The 17,976-nt window shown below is 75.1% G+C and carries 13 protein-coding genes and 1 tRNA gene; 6 read left to right on the plus strand and 8 right to left on the minus strand.

Translation table 11 applies throughout. The features are described from left to right. Positions 1–30: 30 nt before the first annotated feature. From DSM104329_RS19115 to DSM104329_RS19130, 3 genes are all read left to right on the plus strand, one after another. The gene (locus tag DSM104329_RS19115) at positions 31–1,860 is read left to right on the plus strand and encodes an ABC transporter ATP-binding protein (protein ID WP_326924448.1); all 1,830 of its coding nucleotides are present in this window, start codon (positions 31–33) and stop codon (positions 1,858–1,860) included. Then, the gene (locus tag DSM104329_RS19125) at positions 1,857–3,668 is read left to right on the plus strand and encodes an ABC transporter ATP-binding protein (protein ID WP_259311447.1); all 1,812 of its coding nucleotides are present in this window, start codon (positions 1,857–1,859) and stop codon (positions 3,666–3,668) included. The genes DSM104329_RS19115 and DSM104329_RS19125 overlap by 4 nt, the downstream gene beginning before the upstream one ends. 76 nt (positions 3,669–3,744) lie before the next feature. Next, a tRNA-Gln gene (locus DSM104329_RS19130) sits at positions 3,745–3,815 on the plus strand. Positions 3,816–3,911: 96 nt separating this feature from the next. Here the strand turns inward: DSM104329_RS19130 and DSM104329_RS19135 are convergent. The 8 genes from DSM104329_RS19135 to DSM104329_RS19170 form a co-directional block, all read right to left on the minus strand. Then, positions 3,912–4,247, minus strand: a complete 336-nt coding sequence (locus DSM104329_RS19135) for a hypothetical protein (protein ID WP_259311448.1) — start codon at positions 4,245–4,247, stop codon at positions 3,912–3,914. A gap of 130 nt (positions 4,248–4,377) precedes the next feature. Continuing rightward, a complete protein-coding gene (locus DSM104329_RS19140) occupies positions 4,378–5,559 on the minus strand; it encodes a hypothetical protein (RefSeq protein WP_259311449.1) in 1,182 nt (393 codons plus the stop codon). A 396-nt stretch (positions 5,560–5,955) separates the two neighbouring features. Next, on the minus strand, positions 5,956–7,176 hold the full coding sequence (locus tag DSM104329_RS19145; RefSeq protein ID WP_259311450.1) for an NAD(P)/FAD-dependent oxidoreductase: 1,221 nt from the start codon (positions 7,174–7,176) through the stop codon (positions 5,956–5,958). Next, complete coding sequence (locus tag DSM104329_RS19150) at positions 7,169–7,840, minus strand: potassium channel family protein (RefSeq protein ID WP_259311451.1); 672 nt, start codon at positions 7,838–7,840, stop codon at positions 7,169–7,171. Before DSM104329_RS19150 ends, DSM104329_RS19145 begins: the two co-directional genes overlap by 8 nt. Further along, positions 7,840–8,262, minus strand: coding sequence for an NAD-binding protein (locus DSM104329_RS19155; RefSeq protein WP_259311452.1), 423 nt, complete (start codon positions 8,260–8,262; stop codon positions 7,840–7,842). Before DSM104329_RS19155 ends, DSM104329_RS19150 begins: the two co-directional genes overlap by 1 nt. Positions 8,263–8,282: 20 nt before the next feature. Further along, entirely contained in the window at positions 8,283–10,265 is a 1,983-nt protein-coding gene (locus tag DSM104329_RS19160) for an amino acid permease (protein WP_259311453.1), read from the minus strand. Further along, positions 10,265–10,459, minus strand: coding sequence for a hypothetical protein (locus DSM104329_RS19165; protein ID WP_259311454.1), 195 nt, complete (start codon positions 10,457–10,459; stop codon positions 10,265–10,267). Before DSM104329_RS19165 ends, DSM104329_RS19160 begins: the two co-directional genes overlap by 1 nt. After that, entirely contained in the window at positions 10,459–12,336 is a 1,878-nt protein-coding gene (locus DSM104329_RS19170) for a universal stress protein (RefSeq protein WP_259311455.1), read from the minus strand. The genes DSM104329_RS19165 and DSM104329_RS19170 overlap by 1 nt, the downstream gene beginning before the upstream one ends. Before the next feature lie 280 nt (positions 12,337–12,616). Between DSM104329_RS19170 and DSM104329_RS19175 the strand changes: the two genes are divergently transcribed. From DSM104329_RS19175 to DSM104329_RS19185, 3 genes are read left to right on the plus strand one after another with little or no spacing between them, the layout of a single operon-like run. Then, on the plus strand, positions 12,617–13,321 hold the full coding sequence (locus tag DSM104329_RS19175) for a MarR family winged helix-turn-helix transcriptional regulator (RefSeq protein ID WP_259311456.1): 705 nt from the start codon (positions 12,617–12,619) through the stop codon (positions 13,319–13,321). Continuing rightward, positions 13,318–16,404: a hypothetical protein gene (locus DSM104329_RS19180; RefSeq protein WP_259311457.1), complete on the plus strand. Its 3,087-nt coding sequence runs from the start codon at positions 13,318–13,320 to the stop codon at positions 16,402–16,404. Before DSM104329_RS19175 ends, DSM104329_RS19180 begins: the two co-directional genes overlap by 4 nt. Continuing rightward, positions 16,401–17,945: an ATP-binding cassette domain-containing protein gene (locus DSM104329_RS19185; RefSeq protein ID WP_259311458.1), complete on the plus strand. Its 1,545-nt coding sequence runs from the start codon at positions 16,401–16,403 to the stop codon at positions 17,943–17,945. Before DSM104329_RS19180 ends, DSM104329_RS19185 begins: the two co-directional genes overlap by 4 nt. The last annotated feature ends 31 nt before the right edge of the window (positions 17,946–17,976 follow it).

The raw sequence follows: 17,976 nt of genomic DNA on the forward strand, positions 1-17,976 counted from the left end.
ATAGTTGAAGCAGTCAACTACAATCCCCGCGTGCGCACCTTCTGGCGACTTCTCGGCTTCCTGCGGCCCTACCGCCGCGCCGTCGCGCTGTCGCTCGTGCTGGCGGCCGTGGCGATGCTCGCCACGGTGGCCATCCCGTACCTGACCGGCCAGGCCGTCAACGCCATCCGCGACGACGACCGCGATGCGCTGCTGCGCAACGGCCTGCTCATCGCGGGCGCCGGCGTCATCCGGCTGTCGCTCACGGTCGCGCGCCGCCTCGTCGCCGGCCGGGTCTCGCTGGGGGTCGAGCTCGACCTGCGCGACACGCTCTACACGCACTTCCAGTCGCTCGAGCTGGCGTTCTTCGACCGCCAGCAGACCGGCCAGCTCATGTCGCGCGCGACCGTCGACCTGCAGTCAGTGCGGTTCTTCCTGGGCTACGGCCTCGTGTTCGTCATGCAGTCGGTGCTGACGATCGTGCTCGCCGCGGTGGCGATGTTCGCGCTGCAGCCCGGGCTGGCCGCGATCTCGCTGGCCCCCGTGCCGTTCGTCGTCTGGGTCGCCTTCCGGTATGGCACGCGCGCGCGGCCGGCGGCCCAGGAGGTCCAGCAGCGGATCGCCGAGCTGACCGCCGAGGCGGAGGAGAACGTCTCCGGCGTGCGCGTCGTCAAGGCGTTCTCGCGCGAGCAGCGCCAGCTCGAGCGCTTCCGGCACCGCACGAACCGCGTCTTCGACCAGGCGATGGTGTCCTCGCGGCTGCAGGCCTTCTACCAGCCGTTCATCGGCTTCCTGCCGCAGCTCGGCCTCGCCGCGATCCTGTTCTTCGGCGGCCGCCAGGTCATCAACGGCAGCATGTCGCTCGGCGCGTTCACCGCCTTCTACGCCTACCTGCTGATGCTGCTGTCGCCGATGCGGATGCTCGGCATGGTGTTGGGCATGGCCCAGCGCGCGACGGCCTCGGGCGCGCGCCTGTTCGAGATCCTCGACCGCACGCCGACCGTGGCCTCGCCGCCACAGCCGCTGCCGCTGCCGGACGGGTCGGGCCGCGTGGAGCTGCGCCACGTCACCCTGCAGTACGAGGGCGCGGCCGTGCCCTCGCTGCGCGACGTCTCGCTCGACGTGGCCGGCGGCACGACCATCGCGCTCGTCGGGGCGACGGGATCGGGCAAGACGACGCTCGTGCAGCTCATCGGGCGCCTCTACGACCCGGACTCCGGGCAGGTGCTGCTCGACGGCGCCGACGTGCGCGATCTCGCGCTCTCCGAGCTGCGCCACGCCGTCGCGACGGTGGACGACGACCCGTTCCTGTTCTCCGCGACCGTGGCGCAGAACATCGCCTACGCGCGACCGGACGCCGAGGCCTCGGAGATCGAGGCGGCGGCGCGGCGCGCGCAGGCGCACGAGTTCATCACACGGCTGCCGGACGGCTACGAGACCCGCGTCGGCGAGCGCGGGCTGACGCTCAGCGGCGGCCAGCGCCAGCGGCTGGCGATCGCGCGGGCGCTCCTGGCCGACCCGCGCGTGCTGATCCTCGACGACGCCACCTCGTCGGTCGACGCCTCGACCGAGCGGCTCATCAAGGCCGCGCTGCGGGAGGCGGGCACCGGAGGCCACGCCAAGGCCCGGGCCCTCGCAGAGGACGGCGCCGGCCCGCCGGTCGGTGAGGGGCGCACGACGTTCGTCATCGCCCACCGGCTGTCGACGATCGCCCTGGCCGACGAGATCGCGGTGCTCGAGCGCGGCGAGCTGGTCGCGCGCGGGACGCACGAGGAGCTGCTCGAGGTCAACGACCTCTACCGGGAGATCGTGGAGAAGGGGCTGCCCGACCAGGTCTTCCTCACGCGCAAGCCGGTCGAGCGGGAGGCGGCGGGACTGTGAGCGACGCGCCGCGATCGGAGACCCGTCTGCAGGACATCCGCCGCCGGCTGCGCGGGACGAGCGGCCGCGGGCGCAAGGTGCGCGGGCTCGTGGTCCTGCTGCGCCCGTACCGGTGGCGCGTCATCGCGATGGCCGTCGCGCTCGTCGCGGGCACGGCGGCATCGCTGGCGCCGGCGCCGCTGGCGACCCGGGCCATCGACGACGGCATCGTCCCGGGCGACCTCGGCGCGCTGAACCTGACCGTCGCGCTGTTCCTGCTGTCGGCCCTCGTCTACTGGGGCGCGAGCTACGCGCAGACGTTCCTCGTCAACTGGGTCGGGCAGCGGGCGCTGCAGGACCTGCGCGAGCAGATGTTCCGCCACCTGCAGTCCCAGCCCGTCGGCTTCTACGAGCGCAACCGGTCGGGCGTGCTGCTGTCGCGGATGACGAACGACGTCGAGGCGCTCGACTCGCTCGTCACCGACACCATCATCACGCTGTTCCAGGCGTCGCTGACCCTGCTGGGGACGATCGGGATCCTGCTCTGGCTCGATGTCAAGCTCGCGCTGCTGACGTTCTGCATCTTCCCGGTGATGGCGCTCGGGTCGCTGATCTTCCGGATCGCGTCCGCGGACGCCTACCGGCGCACGCGCGAGACGATCGGCGCGATCACCGGCTACCTGCAGGAGACGCTGTCGGGCATCCGGGTGGTGCGATCCTTCGGGCAGGAGCCGGCGCACCTGCGCCGCTTCTCGGAGCTCAACACGCACAACCGCGACGCGAACATGGTCACGGTCAACCTCAACGCGACCTACTTCCCGACGGTCGAGCTGCTCAGCGCCCTCGCCACGGTCGGGATCCTGCTGTTCGGCGGCTACCAGGTGCTCGACGGCAAGACCGAGATCGGCGTCCTCGTCGGGTTCATCGCCGCGCTGAACGGCTTCTTCGACCCGATCAACCAGCTCTCGCAGGTCTACACGACCTACCAGAGCGGCATGGCGGCGCTCGACAAGATCTTCGAGCTGCTCGACCAGGATCCGGAGCTCGTCGACGCGCCGGACGCGATCGACCTGCCGCCGATCCGCGGCGAGATCCGCTTCGACCACGTGACCTTCAGCTACCGGACCGCGGAGGAGACGGTCAACGCGCTCACCGACGTCGACCTCGTCATCCCGCCGGGGCAGACGGTCGCTCTGGTGGGCGCGACGGGCGCGGGCAAGTCGACGTTCGCCAAGCTCGTGGCGCGGTTCTACGATCCGACGTCCGGACGGGTCGAGGTCGACGGGCACGACCTGCGCGACGTCCGCCAGGCGTCGCTGCGCGCCCAGATGGGGATCGTGCCGCAGGAGGGCTTCCTGTTCAGCGGGACGATCCGCGACAACATCGCCTTCGGGCGGCCGGACGCCACCGACGACGAGCTGTGGCGGGCGTGCGAGGCGGTCGGCGCGGCGGAGTTCATCCGCGCGTACACCGAGGGCCTGGGCACGGAGGTCGGCGAGCGCGGCGTGCAGCTCTCCGCCGGGCAGCGCCAGCTCGTGGCGTTCGCCCGGGCCCTGGTCGCCGACCCGCGCATCCTGGTGCTCGACGAGGCCACGTCGAACGTCGACCTGCACACCGAGTCGCGCATCGAGGAGGGCCTGCGGCGGCTGCTCGCGGGCCGCACGGCGATCGTCATCGCCCACCGGCTCTCGACGATCCGCCAGGCGGGCCGCATCATCGTGCTCGAGCACGGCCGGATCGTCGAGCAGGGAACGCACGACGAGCTCATCGCGGCGCAGGGCCGCTACTGGGACCTGTACCGCGACTGGGCGGCGCAGGCCGCGGCGTAGGCCGGCGCGACCGCACGCCGGGCCGGGCTCGCAGGGTCCTCACAACGGCGGCTTGGCTATCCTCCGTGCTGCCCGTTGCGGGGTCGTCTAACGGCAAGACGCCTGCCTCTGGAGCAGGTTATCGGGGTTCGAATCCCTGCCCCGCAGCCTCGGCGAGAGCCCCGTGTTCGATCATCGGATGCGGGGCTTTCGCGTCCTCCGAGTGGTGTGCAGCGTTGGCGTGACGGGTCGGCGACGGCGCGGTCACCCGCGCCGGCGCGCGACGCGGGCATCAACCGGCCGCGCGAGCAGCGCCGCGAGGCCATCCTCTCCGGGGTCGGGGATGGCGCAGGCGCCCGCCGGTCCGTGGAGGTCGAGCGCGAGGGGTCGCGGCCGGGCCGCCGGGCGATCGCGGCGAGGGGGGTCGCGGCCGGTCCGCCGGGCGATCGCGGCGAGCGGCCGGAAGAGCGCGGCCTGGACGGCGGCGGGCGGCTTGATGAAGCGAATCGCGTCGCGGTACTCGCGCGCGATCGCCGCCAGCCACACGGCGTCGAGCACACCCTGAGCGTTGACGCGACCGAGGGCGCCGAGCGACCACACGACGACAGCCTGACCAGAGCCTCGCGGCGCGCCATGCGCGGCGGCGCGGTGCGGCGAGCGGCTCGCGGGCGGCGACGTGATCGGAGCTGTGCGCGGGAGGCGATGACTCCGGCGGTGGCCTCGAGGGTTGCTAGTGCTGGCCGCGACCGCTCGCGCCGTTGGCGTTGCCGTTGCCGTTGGCGTTGCCGTTGGCGTTGCCGTTGCCGTTGCCGTTGGCGTTGGCGTTGGCGTTGGCGTTGCCCTGCCCGTTGCCGTTGCCCAGCCCGTTGCCGTTGCCTTGGATCGGCGACGGCGCGGGCGCCGGAGCAGCCGGTGGGGGAGCCGGCGGAGCGCTCGAGGCGCCCTGCGGCGGCGGGGCGGGGCGGGGCGGCCCGTCGTTGCCGGTGCGCTGTGCTTGGGCGGGCCGCCGCGGCCCGTCGTTGCCGGTGCGCTGTGCTTGGGCGGGGTGCCCGCGTTCCGGCTTGCCGGTGCGCTGTGCTGGGGCGGGGTGCCCGCGTTCCGGCTTGCCGGTGCGCTGTGCGGGTGCGGGGTGCCCGCGTTCCGGCTTGCCGGTGCTGCGCTGGGGCGCGGCGACCGGCGGTGCCGCGTGGCTCGCCGCGCTCCGCTGTGGCGATCCCGCATGGGTGGACTGCCGCTGCGATCCACGGTTCGGCGAGGACCGCCGGTGATCGGCTTCGGATGTGGTGCGGCGCTCGCCCCGCGGTCGTGGCGCCGCGACCTCCGGGGTGGACACCGTTCGGTGCGCCCTCGCGGGCGAGCCCGTCGTACTGGTCCGCTGCGGGCTCGCCGTCGCACGAGCCGGCTCGCTGCCCGTCGCCGTCGGTGCCGCGGCCGGGGCCGCGGCGACGACGGCGGCGGCGGGCGCGGTCGGAGCGGTCGCGGGCGGCGTGCTCGGTGCCTGCGGTACCGGCGTGGTCTTGCGGGTGCCCGATCGGCGGCTTCGCTCGGCGCGGTCGATCCCGCGGGCGCCGGCGGCCGGGTGCAGACGATCCTCGCCGGCGGCCCGGGACCCGGCGCCGCGCGTCGCATCGGCCCCCGCGGCGGCCGGACCGAGCGGGCCGGTCACGCCGATCCGTCCGGTCACGGGTGCCGGGATCGCTCCTGCGGCGCGGTCAACGCCGGCGGAACCGCTCGCCGACGCGATAGCGGCGGGCGGCGGAAGCACCAGCGTTCCCTCGTCGCCCGCGGCACCACCGGACCAGCCGTCGGTCAGGGCGAAGAAGCCGCCGACGAACAGCAGCAGTCCGGCGACGCCGCTCAGGGCGATCGCGGTCAGGCCGCCGGAAGCGAGAAAGGCGCGGGTTCCGTGCACGCCCCCGCGGTCGGCAGCAGCCGCGCGATCTTGAACTCGAACGATGGTCCACCGCACGATGCATCCGCCCAGGCGATTCCGATCGACGTGTGGCTATTGATGCCCGCTCAGCGGGCACAGACGACCACACGTGCCGCCGCCGCCGGGTGTGGGGTGGACCGTACCGCACCACCGGACCATACGTGCCGCCGCCGCCCGGTCCGGGGGTGGACCGCACCGCACCGCCTCCGGGGGTGGACCGCACCGCACCGCGTTCGGGGGTGCACCGCACCGCACCGCCTCCGGACGTGCACCACACCGCACCGCCGCCGGTCCGGGGGTGCACCACACCGCACCGCCGCCCGTCCGGGGGTGGACCGCACCGCACCGCGCTGGTCGGCCCGGCCCGCAGAACGCCTACGGGCGCTCGAGATCCTGGGGCGTGACGCGCTCGCCCGACGCGATCAGCCGCCGGGCCTCGTCGAGGTCGTCGCCGCGACGGACCGACAACGCGCCGACCAGCCGTTCGCCCCGCAGGTACCACATCGAGAAGGCGCCGGACTCGAACGAGCCGCGCAGCGCCTCGCGATCCCAACCCTCCGGCCCCACCACGCCGACGTACTCCGACGTCACCCAGTCGGCGACGTCGGACCAGAAGTACGGGACCTCGGCGTGCTCGACGGGCTCGCCGCACATCCCGGCGGCGGCGGTCCGGCCGTGGCCCGCCGCGACCTCCCAGTGCTCGACGCGCGCCGGCCCGCCATGCAGCGGCGACTCCCACTCGCACATGTCCCCGGCCGCCCACAGCCCCTCGGCGCCGATCACGCGCAGCGACGCATCGCAGCGAACCCCGCCCATCGGCCCGATCTCCAGCCCCGCCGCCTTCGCCACCATCACGTCGGGCACGGCGCCCGCGGCCACCACGACCATCCGCGCCGGCAGCGACCTCCCGCCCGAGGTCAGCACCTCGGTCACCCGCTCCTCGTCGTCGCCCGCGAAGCCGGCCAGCGACTCACCGCCGACGAAGGTCACGCCCTCGCGCTCCAGCCGCGCCTGGAACCACTCCCCCGCGCGCCGGCCGTACGCCCGCTCGAGCGGCACGTCCTCCTGCATGAGCACCGTCACGCGCTTGCCCATGAGCGTCAGCGACGCGGCCAGCTCGGTGCCCAGATAGGACCCCCCGACGACGACCGCTTCCCGGCGGGCGGGACCGAGTCCCTCGGCGTCCTCGCGGATCGCGTCGGCGTTGCCCAGCGCGCGCAGGTAGTGGACGCCGTCGAGCTGCGCGCCGTCCACGGGCAGGCGCCGCACGTTCGCGCCGGTCGCCAGCAGCGCGCACCCGTACGACACCTCCTCCTTCGTCGACAACCGCGCCACGCGCGCCGCCGCGTCGAGCTTCATGACGCTCGTCCGCGTGAGCACGTCGACGTCACCGGGCAGCGAGAGGTAGGTCGCGGGCCGCTCCCGTTCGCCGCGCAGGTACTCCTTCGAGCACGGCGGCCGGTCGTACGGCGGGTCGAGCTCGCGGCCCACGAGCAGCACCGACCCCGAGAATCCCCGCTCGCGCAGGGCGACGGCGCACGCGTGCGACGCCGCGCCGCCGCCGATCAGCAGCGCGTCTGCGTGCCGGTCAGCCACGGCGCACGGGCGACGCGAACTGCGGCGTGATCGCCTCCTCCAGCCCCGGGTCGAGCACGAGCAGCACCTCGTCGCCGCCCTCGATCACGGTGTCGGCCTTGGGGACGAAGCCGTCGCCGCCCCGCAGCACCGAGATGATCAGGCAGCCGTCGGGCAGCTCCACGTTCTGGACCTGCCGCCCCGCCGCCGGCGAGTCCACGGCCACCTCGAGCTCGATGATCTCCAGCCGCTCCTCCTCGAGGGCGAGCAGGTGCACGAGCCCGTAGCGCGGCACCTCGTGCTCGATGAGGCGCAGGATGAGGTCCGTCGCGCTGACCGCCGGCTGGATGCCGAGCAGCTTGAAGTGCTGGAGGTTGCGGGGGTTGTTGACCCGGGCGATGATCCGGTCGACGAGGTACTTCTCCTTGGCGACCTGGCAGACGAGCATGTTGTCCTCGTCGTCGCCGGTGACCGCGATGACGAGGTCCGCCCGCTGGACGCCCGCCCGGTCGAGGACCCACAGCTCGGTCGCGTCGCCGTACTGCACGGCGTGCTCGAGCTCCTGCTCGATGACGAGGTAGCGGCGGCGGTCGCTCTCGATGAGCGTGACCTCCTCGCCCTTGTCCATCAGCTCGCGCGCGAGGTTCCACCCGACCTTGCCGCCGCCCACCACGATGACGTACATCAGTCGAGCCCCAGGGCCTTCTCGAACATGTCGATCGCGTGCGCGGTCGGCGAGATCGTCTCGAGCCCCTGCTCCGCGTACCAGGCGGCGCGCAGCGGGTCCATCACACGCACGATGACGCGCTCGACCTGGAAGCGGCGCGCCGCGATCTGCGCGATCACGAGGTTCGTGTTGTCGCCGTCGGTCGCGGCGATGAAGGCATCGGCATCCTCGACGCCGGCTTCGAGCAGCGCGTCGATCTCGAGCGCGGTGCCGACCGTGAAGCGCCCGCCCCGGTCCTCCCACGTCCCCTCCTCGCCCACGTCGAGACGTTCATGCGACAGAGGATCCTCGTCGAGGACCGACACTTGATGGCCGGCGGCGAGCGCGGTCTTGGCTACCGCTGAGCCGACCCGCCCGGCCCCCACGATCAGGACGAACACGAGGCGGCACGGTAGCGCAATCAGATCGCCGGCCGAGCCTCCTCCGCGGCGGGCGGGGCCGTGAGGATCACCGGGCACGGCGCCTTCGAGACCACGTACTTCGTGACCTCGCCCAGGAAGTTGTCGCGCGGCCCGGCCCGCCCGCCGAGCAGCGCGCCGCCGCGGATCCGGCTCGGCTCCTCCGCCGCCATGACGATCGCCTCGACGCCGCGGCGGCGCGCCTCCTCCACGATCGCCTGCCCGGCCCGCCGTGCGCGGACGGTGGCCGTGGCGACCTCGACGCCCTCGTACTCCTCCCCGACCGCCTTGGCCCGGGCGAGTGCGCCGCGCGCCCGCTTGAGCTGCTCGTCCGGCAGCCGCGCGTCGATCGGCAGCGCCATCGGCACCTCGAAGACCCACAGCGCCTCGATCGTCGCGCCCTCGCCCTCCGCCTCGTCGACGCCCTCCGCCGCGGCGAGGCGCCCGGCCGTCTGGACGATGTCGTCGTCGAGCGCGCCGCCGAGGATCGGCACGAGGATCGAGCCGTACTCGGCCTCGGTCGGCTCCGCGCGCAGGGCCGACTCGGGCACCGTGACCCGGGCGAACACGGGCTTCTCGTCGAGCTTGCGGTAGACGACGTAGAGCAGGACGCCGCCCACCATCCAGCCGAGGCCGACGTACCGAGCCGCATCGTGCAGGACGAGCACGCTGATGAACAGGGCGAACGAGATCACCGCGCCCGCGGCGGCCGGCACGGGAATGCGCCCGACGGTGAGCGGCATGCGGTAGGGGCGCTTGCGGTCGGGCTCGGTGATCCGCAGGCGCACGACCGAGAGGTGGGCGATGGTGAACGCGAGCGTCGCGCCGAACGCGTAGATGCCGACGAGAAAGTCGAGGTCGGCAGGGATGACCAGCGCGATCGCGAGGAGGGCGGCGATGGTGATGACGACGTACGGCGTCGCCCGCGTCGGGTGCAGGCGGCCGACCATGCTCGGGATCTGCCGGTTCGTGCCGAGCTGGTAGGCCAGGCGCGACAGGCCCAGCATCGCCGACTCGGCGGCCGCGATCAGCGTCACCGTCGCCACCACCGCGACGACGTAGCGCAGCCCGTCCGCCAGCCACGCCGGGTCCATCTGGCGGACGAGGCCGAGCACCGGGGCTTCCTCGAACCGCGTCGAGAGCCGCGTCTCGCCGTTGACGACCGGCAGCGCAGTGATGGCGACGAGCGCGATGCCGAAGTACACCAGCGTCACGGTGGCGCTCGCGCTCGTCACCAACTGCTTGAGGCCGCGGCGGCGGACGCCCACCTCCCCCGCGAGCCCTGAGGCCGACTCGAGGCTCGTGAACGCGACGGTCGCCAGCGTGAGGGCGAAGACGAGATCCGACCAGGTCGGCGCGGTGCCGAGATCGATCTGCGCGATCAGCAGGTCCGGGTCGAAGAACATCGCCAGGCCGAGGACGATGAGCAGCCCCTGCAGCAGGAGGTCGGCGATGACGATGATCAGCACGCCCTGCGCCCGCCTCGCCGAGAAGCCGCGCACGTTGCGCACCGCGACCCAGGCGATGATCGCCGCGGCGACGAGGATCTCCGCGCCGCCGTTGGCCAGCGGCCGCCAGAACGCCTGCAGGTAGTTCGTCGCCGACAGCGCGCAGACCGCGATGAGGATCACGTAGTCGAGCAGCACGGCCCAGCCGGCGACGAAGCTCGTCAGCTCGTCGAACGCGTAGCGGGCGAACACCGTCGCGCCGCCGCGGTCCTGGTGCAGCGACGCCCCCTCGACGTACGTCATCGCGGTCAGCGCGAAGTACAGGCCGGCGGCGAGGAAGACGAACGGCGTCATCCCCAGCGCGTAGGTGGCGACCACGCCGAGCGAGAAGTAGATCGCGCTGGCGATCGGCGTGTAGATGATCCCGAACAGGCGCGGCGAGCCGAGGGAGCGCCGGAAGAAGACGTCGCCGCGGTCGCTCAGGCGGCGGTCGCCGATCCGGTCGGTGAGGCGGTCGCTGAACCGGCGGTCGGCCATCAGCGCTGCCTCCGCGCGACCCACAGCCGCCCGGCGCCGGCGAGGACGAAGAGCACGCCGAGCAGGATGCCCAGCGCCCCGGGTCCGCCGCCGGCCGCGATCGTCCGCACGATCAGCGCGACGCCGATCACCACCAGCACCACCGACAGCACCTGCGTCCCGCCCCGGTGGACGTCGCGCCCTCTGGGAGCCATCACGTCACCGCCGTGACGACGAGGTCGTCGTGACGGCTCGCCGAGCCCGGCGCGGAGACGACGATGACGCGGCACGGGCGCTGGGAGAGCACGGTCTCGACCGTGCGGCTGAACAGCGTCGCACCGCCGCGGGGCGCGAGGGCCATGACGATCGCCTGCGCGCGCAGCGAGCGCGCCTCCTTGACGATCGTCGAGCCGGCCTGGCCGGCGCGCACCTTGACCCAGCGGCCGGTGACCCGCCGGCCGCCGTGCACCTTGGCCTGCTCGATCAGCTCCTGGGCGGCACGCTCCTGCGCGGGCAGCGAGGCGCCGATCGGCGAGGAGGCGGGGACGACGATGGTGACGAGCACGTGGATGCCGCGGCGGCGCCGGGCGGCGAGGCGCTTGGCCGTCGCCACGGCGGCGGCGTTGAAGTCGGTGGAGTCGAAGGCGACGAGGATGGACTCGTACTCGGCCTCGTGGTCGACGACCGGGCGCGGCACCGCGACCTTCTTCGTGGAGGTCAGGTCCAGGCCCTGGCTGCGGCGGTAGACGATGTAGACGCCGATTCCGAAGACGAGCCAGCCGATGCCGAAGGCCGAGACGACCGGGTTGCGCACGGCGAGCACGATCAGCGCGACGAGCGTGGCGCTGCCGCCGACCACGGCGAACAGCGGCACGTCGTAGCCGCGGATCGTGATGTTCCCCGGCCCCCGCCACGGCCGCTCCTCCCCGCTCGCCTTCCCGCGCAGCCTGATCACCGAGGCGTGGGCGATCGTGAACGACAGCATCGCGCCGAACGCGTACACGTTGCCCAGGAAGGCCGCCTGCCCGGGGATGAGGACGATGCAGGCGATCGTGCCGAAGATCGCGATGCCGATCCAGGGCGTCCCGTAGCGCGGGTGCAGGCGGCGCAGGCCGTCGGGCATCTGGCGATGCAGCCCCATCGAGTAGACGAGCCGCGACACGCCGATGATGCCCGCGTTCGTCGCGATGAACAGGATGGTGGCGGCGAGGATGCCGACGTAGACCTCGATCGGCTGCTGGAAGATGCCGAGGTCGAGCTGCTTGACGACGCCGAGCACCGGATCGCCGGCGAAGCCCCCTTGGCTCTCCGGCTCGCCGAGCAGCGTCGAGTACGAGCCGTCGGCCTGCTGGGTGACCGGGAGCGCCGACAGGGCGATGGACGGCAGGACCGCGTAGATCGCGATGACGGCGATGACCACGCGCTTGATGGCGGCCGGGATGGTCTTGCGCTCGTCGCGCGCCTCCTCGGCCATGTTCGAGATCGTCTCGATCCCCGTGTAGGCGAGCATGCAGAGCGGAATCGCCACGAGGAAGTTCGACCACGTGGGCGCGATGCCGAACTTGACGTTGTCGACCAGCGTCTGGGGCGACAGGATCAGGAAGATCCCGACCAGCACCAGCAGCAGCTGCGTCATGAAGTCGATGATCGCCAGCGCGATGTTCACGCTCGCGGACTCCTGCACGCCGCGGACGTTGATGACGCTGAGGACGATGATCACGCCGATGCCGAAGAAGATGTCGCCCGGCGAGTGGCGCAGCGGCTCCCAGAACAGTCCGCCGAGGTAGTGCGGGACGAAGAACGCCGACGTGGCGATCGTCATCGTGTAGGTGAGCATCGAGCCCCAGGCCGCGAAGAAGGACCAGAACTCGTTGAACGCACGGCGGGCGAACGAGCTCGAGCCGCCCGCCTCCGGGTACATCGCCGTCGCCTCGGCGTAGGTCGACGCCGTCAGGAAGAAGATGAAGCCGCTGATGATGAAGACGATCGGCGTGAGGCCGAGCGCCAGCGACGCGACGAGACCGAGGGCGTAGTAGATCGACGAGCCGACGTTGCCGTAGGCGGTCGAGAAGAGCGCGTTGACGCCAAGCACGCGCTGGAGACCATGAAGCCGGCGTTCGGCCATATGCGTTGGCCGATGCTAGCCCTGATCCGCGACGACGATGTGCCGGGATCCGGCGGGGGTCAGCCGGGCAGGTCGACCGCGGTGCACGGCGACGATCGCCGAGCCGTCGAGCGGGTCGCACGGCGCGCCGGCAAGAGCCGGTCCGGCCGCCGTCGCGAGGGCCGGGACGATGGTGGTCAGGAGCGGGCGAGCCTCCCGAGGGGCGGGACCGTACACCCGCCGTCCGACGGCGCGATACAGTCGACATGTGAGCGGCTCACATGTCCGCGCGGCGAACGTCCTCGGAGCGCTGGCGCTCACCATGGCCGAGCGGATCGCGGCCGCCGGCGAGGCCGCCAGCGGGCAGTCGGCGGCGGCCCCGGCGGCCCTCAGCGCCCTGCACGAGTACGCGGGCGGGTCCCCCGTCGACACGCTGCGCGCCATCACCGGTCTGACGCCGTCAGGCACCGTGCGGCTCGTCGACCGGCTGGAGGCGGCGGGGCTCGCGCAGCGCGGTCCCGGGCCCGATGGGCGGACGCTCAGCGTCGGGCTGACCGCGGCGGGCACGGCGGCGGCGCAGCGCATCCGCGACGCGCGGGCCGCGGCCCTGGGCGAGGTGCTCGGTGTGCTCGACGGCGAGGAGGCGGAGAGCCTGGCCGATCTGGCCGGGCGCCTGCTGGCCGGGATGACCGGGGGCCGCGCCGACGCGTGGCGGATCTGCCGGCTGTGCGATCCGGCAGCATGCGGGCACTTCGACGGCCGCTGCCCGGTGACGATCGCGGCGAGAGCAGCCGAAACGGCGCGCGCAGCCGAAGCGGCGCGCGCAGCCGAAGCGGCGCGCGCAGCCGAGCCGGCCGGTACCGCCGAGCCGGCACGCTCGGTCGAGCCGGCCGGCACCGCCCAGCCGGCGCGCGCAGGCGAACCGGCCGGCGGGAGCTCGCCGCCCGCCCACCTCGCCGGAGGCGCCGGGTGAGCCGGCGCCTGCGAGCGGCGGCCGCGCCGGTCGGGCTGGCGCTCGCCCGCATGCGCGCGTCACCCGCGCGGGCCCTGCTCGCGGCCGCCGGCATCGCCGTGGCCGTCGGGCTGCTCGGCGTCGCCGTGGGCGGCGGAGCCGTCGCGGGCGAGCAGGCCGCGCAGCGGTTGGTCCGCGCGCTCCCGGCCGCGGACGGGCGCGTCCAGATCACGTGGTCCGGCGGCGTGACGGCGCGCCAGGAGGGTCGGGCCCGGCGGGCGCTGACGCGGATGACCGGCACCCCGCAGACGAGCGACGTGCTGCTGCGCCCGACCCGCCTCGCCACCGGCGGCCCGCTCGTGCAGGTCGCCGCCATCGCCCCCGCGCGCCAGTGGCTGGCCCTCGAGTCCGGTCGCCTGCCCCAGCGCTGCACGCCCGCACGCTGCGAGGTCGTCCAGGTCTCCGGCCGGCCGACGGCTCGCGCCGGCAGCGATGGGGGCCCGCGGCTCGTCGTCGTCGGACGCGGCCGCCTGACGTCGCCCGTCCCGCTCGGCTTCGTCCCCCACCCGCAACCACCCGGGCTCGCGGAGCAGCAGCGGCGGCCGGCCCTGCTCGTCGCGGGCGACCCGCGCGGCCTCGAGGAGCTGCCCGCGCTCGGCGCGGTGTACCGCACCCACGGCTGGAGCGCGCCGCTCGACGCCGAGGGCACCCCGTCCTGGCGGCTCGACCGCATCGCCGGGCGCATCCGCACCGCCCGCGCCGCGCTGGAGTCCTCCGATGCGGGCTGGACCGTCAGCGCCCCGCTCGGCGCGCTCGCCGCGGCCCGCGGGCGCGCGACGACCGCCGGCGAGCGCGTCAGCCTCGTCGCGTCCGGCGCCGCGGTCCTGCTCGCCGCGTTCCTCCTCCTCGCCGCCGGCGCGCTGGGCCGCGACCTGCGGGCCGAGCGCGGGCGGCTCGAGCGCCGGGGCGCCCGCCGCAGCCAGCTCGCGCTGCTCGCCGCCGCCGAGGCCGCCGTGCCCGCCGCCGCCGGCGTCGTCGCCGGCGCCGCCGTCGCCCTCGCCGTGACACGGCTGCGCGCCCGGACCGCGGACCTCGACGCGGGCGCGCTCGTCGCCCACTCGCTGCTCACCCCGCGCGCGCTCGCGGGGGCCGCCGTCGCCTGGGCGGTCGCCACCCTGCTGCTCACCGGCGGGGCCGTCGTGGACAGCCGGGTGGCGAGCCGCGCCGCCGACGTCGCCGCGCTGGTCGCCGGCGCCGCCGTCGTGGTGGCGCTCGCCCGCGGCGGGGTGAGCGCGGGCGACGTGGCCGGCGGCGCCGACCCGCTGCCCGTCCTCCTGCCGGCACTCGTGTGCCTCGCCGCCGGGCTCGTCGTCCTGCGCACCGCCGGCCCCCTCCTGCGCGCGGGCGCCCGGGCGAGCCGGCGCGCGCCCGCCGCCCTGCGCACCGCAGCGCTCGGCCTCGCCCGTTCGCCCGCGCAGGCCGCCCTGACCGTCGCGTTCGTCGCGGTCGCCGGAGGACTGGCGCTGTTCGCCGCCGGCTACCGGGCGACGCTGTCCGACGGCCAGCGCGACGAGGCCGCCTTCCGCGTGCCGGTCGACGTGACCGTCGCGGCGGGCGCGGACTTCGTCTCGCCGCTGCGGCTCGACACGCCGGCCGAGTGGCGGGACCGCGCGGGCGGCGGGACCGCGCTCGCCGTCGTGCGCCAGAGCGGCTCCGTGCCGCGCGGCAGCAGCCGCGTGACGCTGCCCGTCCTCGGCATCCCCGCCTCCGGCCTGCGCGACCTGCGCGGCTGGTCGCGGACGGGCGGGTCCGCGTCGGTCGCCGCACTCGCGGCACGCCTCGCGCCGCCCGCGCCGGCCGGCGGCCGGGCCGCCCCCCGGCTGCCCGCCGGGGCCCGCACCGTGGCCGTCCGCGCGCGTACCGACGGCGACGCGCTGCGACTCACGCTCCACGTTCGCGCCGCGACGGGCATCGTCTCGATCCCGCTCGGCCTGACCGGCCCGCAGCCCGCCACGCTGCGCGGCCGAATCCCGCGGGTCGCCCGGGGCGGCGTCCTCGTCGGGCTCGAAGCGCAGCCCGACACGGGGCTGCTCGCGACGCAGGGCCACGCGCTCGCCGAGAACCCGGCCTCGCCGGCCGTGGTCGGCGGCGACCTGGTCCTCGGGCCGCTGACCGCCGGCGCGACGACGCTCGACACGTCGCGGTGGCCGGCGCAGGGAGCGCTGCGCGACCCCGTCGTGCGCGGCGCGTCCACCACCATCCCCTACGCGTTCGACCGCCCCGGCGCAGCGCTGCTGCGCCCGCCCGCGCCGACCGACGGCCGGCCGCTCGCGGTCCTCACCGACCACGCCACCGCCGCGGCCGCGGGTCCCGGGCGCCGCCTGCCCCTGACCGTCGACGGGGTCCCCGTCGCCGCCCGCGTCGCCGGCACGCTCGAGCGGCTGCCGGGCATCCCCGTCACCGCGGCTGGGTTCGTCGTCGCCGACGCCGCGACGCTCACCACCGCCCTCGACGCGGGGCGCCCCGGCGCGGGCAGCCCGACCGAGCTGTGGCTCGCCGTCTCGCGGGCCCAGGAGGCGCGGCTCGACACGGCGCTCGCGCGCCCGCGGCTCGCCGGGCTCACCGTCACGTCCCGGCGCGCGATCGAGCGCCGCCTGCACGGCGACCCGCTCGCCCGCGAGCTCGTGCGCGTCCTGGCCGCAGCGGCGATCGCCGGCGGCGTCCTGGCCGTCGCCGGCCTGCTGCTCGCCACGGCCGTCGCGCTGCGCGACGACGCCGCCGAGCTCTACGACCTCGAGGCGCAGGGCACGCCGCCCGCCGCGCTGCGCCGCACGCTGTGGCTCCGTGGCGTCCTGCTCGCGGTCCTCGGCGCGGCGGGGGCGGTCGCCCTCGCGCTGATCCTCAACGCGCTCGTCGTGGACACGATCCGCGCCACCGCCGCCACGGCCGTCCCCCATCCTCCGCTTGCCGCCGCCACCCCGTGGGCGCAGTGGGCGCTCGGCGCGGCGGCGTTCGTCGTGGTCGCCGCGCTCGCCGTGCGCCTCGCGCTGGCCCGCAGCTTCGCCGGCCCCACCCCGCGCCGGCCCCGGAGCGCCGCGCCGTGACCGACGCCATCGCCGCCCGGGAGCTCTTCCGGGTCCACCGCACGGCCGAGGGCGACGCCGCCGCGCTGCAGGGCCTGAGCCTGCGCGTCGCCCCGGGCGAGCGGATCGTCGTGCTCGGCCCGAGCGGGGCGGGCAAGACGACGCTGCTGCGCGTGCTCGCCGGCCTGGAGCCGCCGTCGGCGGGGAGCGTCGAGGTGCTCGGCGCGGACCTCGGCCGCCTGCCGGCGCGCCGGCGCGCGGCGTTCCGCCAGGACCACGTCGGCCTCGTCGACCAGCACCACGACCGCGCGCTGCCGCCGGCGCTGCGCTGCGCCGACGTCGTCGGGCTGCCGCTGGCGTTGCGCGGCGCGCCGCGGCCGCAGCGCACGGCGCGCGCCGGCGAGCTGCTCGAGCGGGTCGGCCTCGGAGACCGAGCGCGGGCTCGCCCGCACGAGCTCTCCGGCGGCGAGCGCCAGCGCCTTGCGGTCTGCGCCGCCGTCGCCCACCGGCCCGGCCTCCTGCTGGCCGACGAGCCGGGCGGCGAGCTCGACGCCGCTTCCGCCCAAGCCGTCTACGCGCTCATCGCCGAGCTCGCCCGCGACGAGGGGACGACCGTCGTCATGGTCAGCCACGACCCAGCGGCGGCCGAGACGGCCGACCGGACGCTGCGCCTGCGCGACGGTCGCATCACCGGCGAGGCGGCCGGGAGCGCCGCGGAGGAGGCGATCGTGGTGGGGCGCGGCGGCTGGGTGCGCCTGCCCGACGAGCTGCTGCGCGAGGCGGGCGTCGGCGGCCGGCTGCTCGCCCGCGCGCGCCCCGGCACCGTGGAGCTGCGCGCGGCGCCCGACTCGGCGCCCGGCGCCCACCCCGAGCCGCTCCCTCCCGTCCCCGCCGCACGGGCGGCCGCGCGTCCCCGGCGTCCCGGCCTCACCGCCGTGCTGCGCGCCGTCGACAAGGCCTACGGCGAGCGCGCGGTCCTCGCCGCCTTCGACGCGCGCTTCACCGCCGGGCGCCTCACCGCGCTCAGCGGCCGTTCCGGCAGCGGCAAGAGCACGATCCTGCGGCTGCTTGCCGGCCTCGAGCGTCCGGATGCCGGCACGATCCTGGTCGGCGCCGAGGACCTCGCGGGACGCTCGCGCACGGAGCTCGCCGCTTTCCGCCGCGACCACGTCGCGCTCGTCGCCCAGGATGTCGGCCTCGTCGACTTCCTGAGCGCGCAGGAGAACGTCGCGTTCGCCCTGGCCCAGCGAGGCGTCGCCGAGGACGAGGCCGAGCGCCGTGCCCACACCTGGCTCACCGAGGTCGGCCTGGCCGAGCGCACCCGGCAGCGAGTCGGCCGGCTGTCGGGCGGCGAGCGCCAGCGGGTCGCGCTCGCCCGCGCGCTCGCCGCCGAGCCGGGCCTGCTGCTCGCCGACGAGCCCACATCGCGCCTCGACGAGGCCAACGCGGCCGCCGTCGCGCAGCTGCTCGCGGCGATCGCGGAGCGTCACGGCACCACGATCGTCTGTGCGACGCACGAGCCGCTACTGATCGCGCACGCGCACGAGCAGGTCGCGCTCTAGGTTGGACGTCAGCCCCCGAGACGACGGAGAA

Source organism: Capillimicrobium parvum (assembly GCF_021172045.1).
Taxonomy (GTDB): domain Bacteria; phylum Actinomycetota; class Thermoleophilia; order Solirubrobacterales; family Solirubrobacteraceae; genus Capillimicrobium; species Capillimicrobium parvum.

Coding starts and splice junctions, on each gene's coding strand:
- DSM104329_RS19165 (WP_259311454.1), bottom strand. CDS start 10,459: ATGGCTCCCAGAGGGCGCGACGTCCACCGGGGCGGGACGCAGGTGCTG.
- DSM104329_RS19160 (WP_259311453.1), bottom strand. CDS start 10,265: ATGGCCGACCGCCGGTTCAGCGACCGCCTCACCGACCGGATCGGCGAC.
- DSM104329_RS19150 (WP_259311451.1), bottom strand. CDS start 7,840: ATGTACGTCATCGTGGTGGGCGGCGGCAAGGTCGGGTGGAACCTCGCG.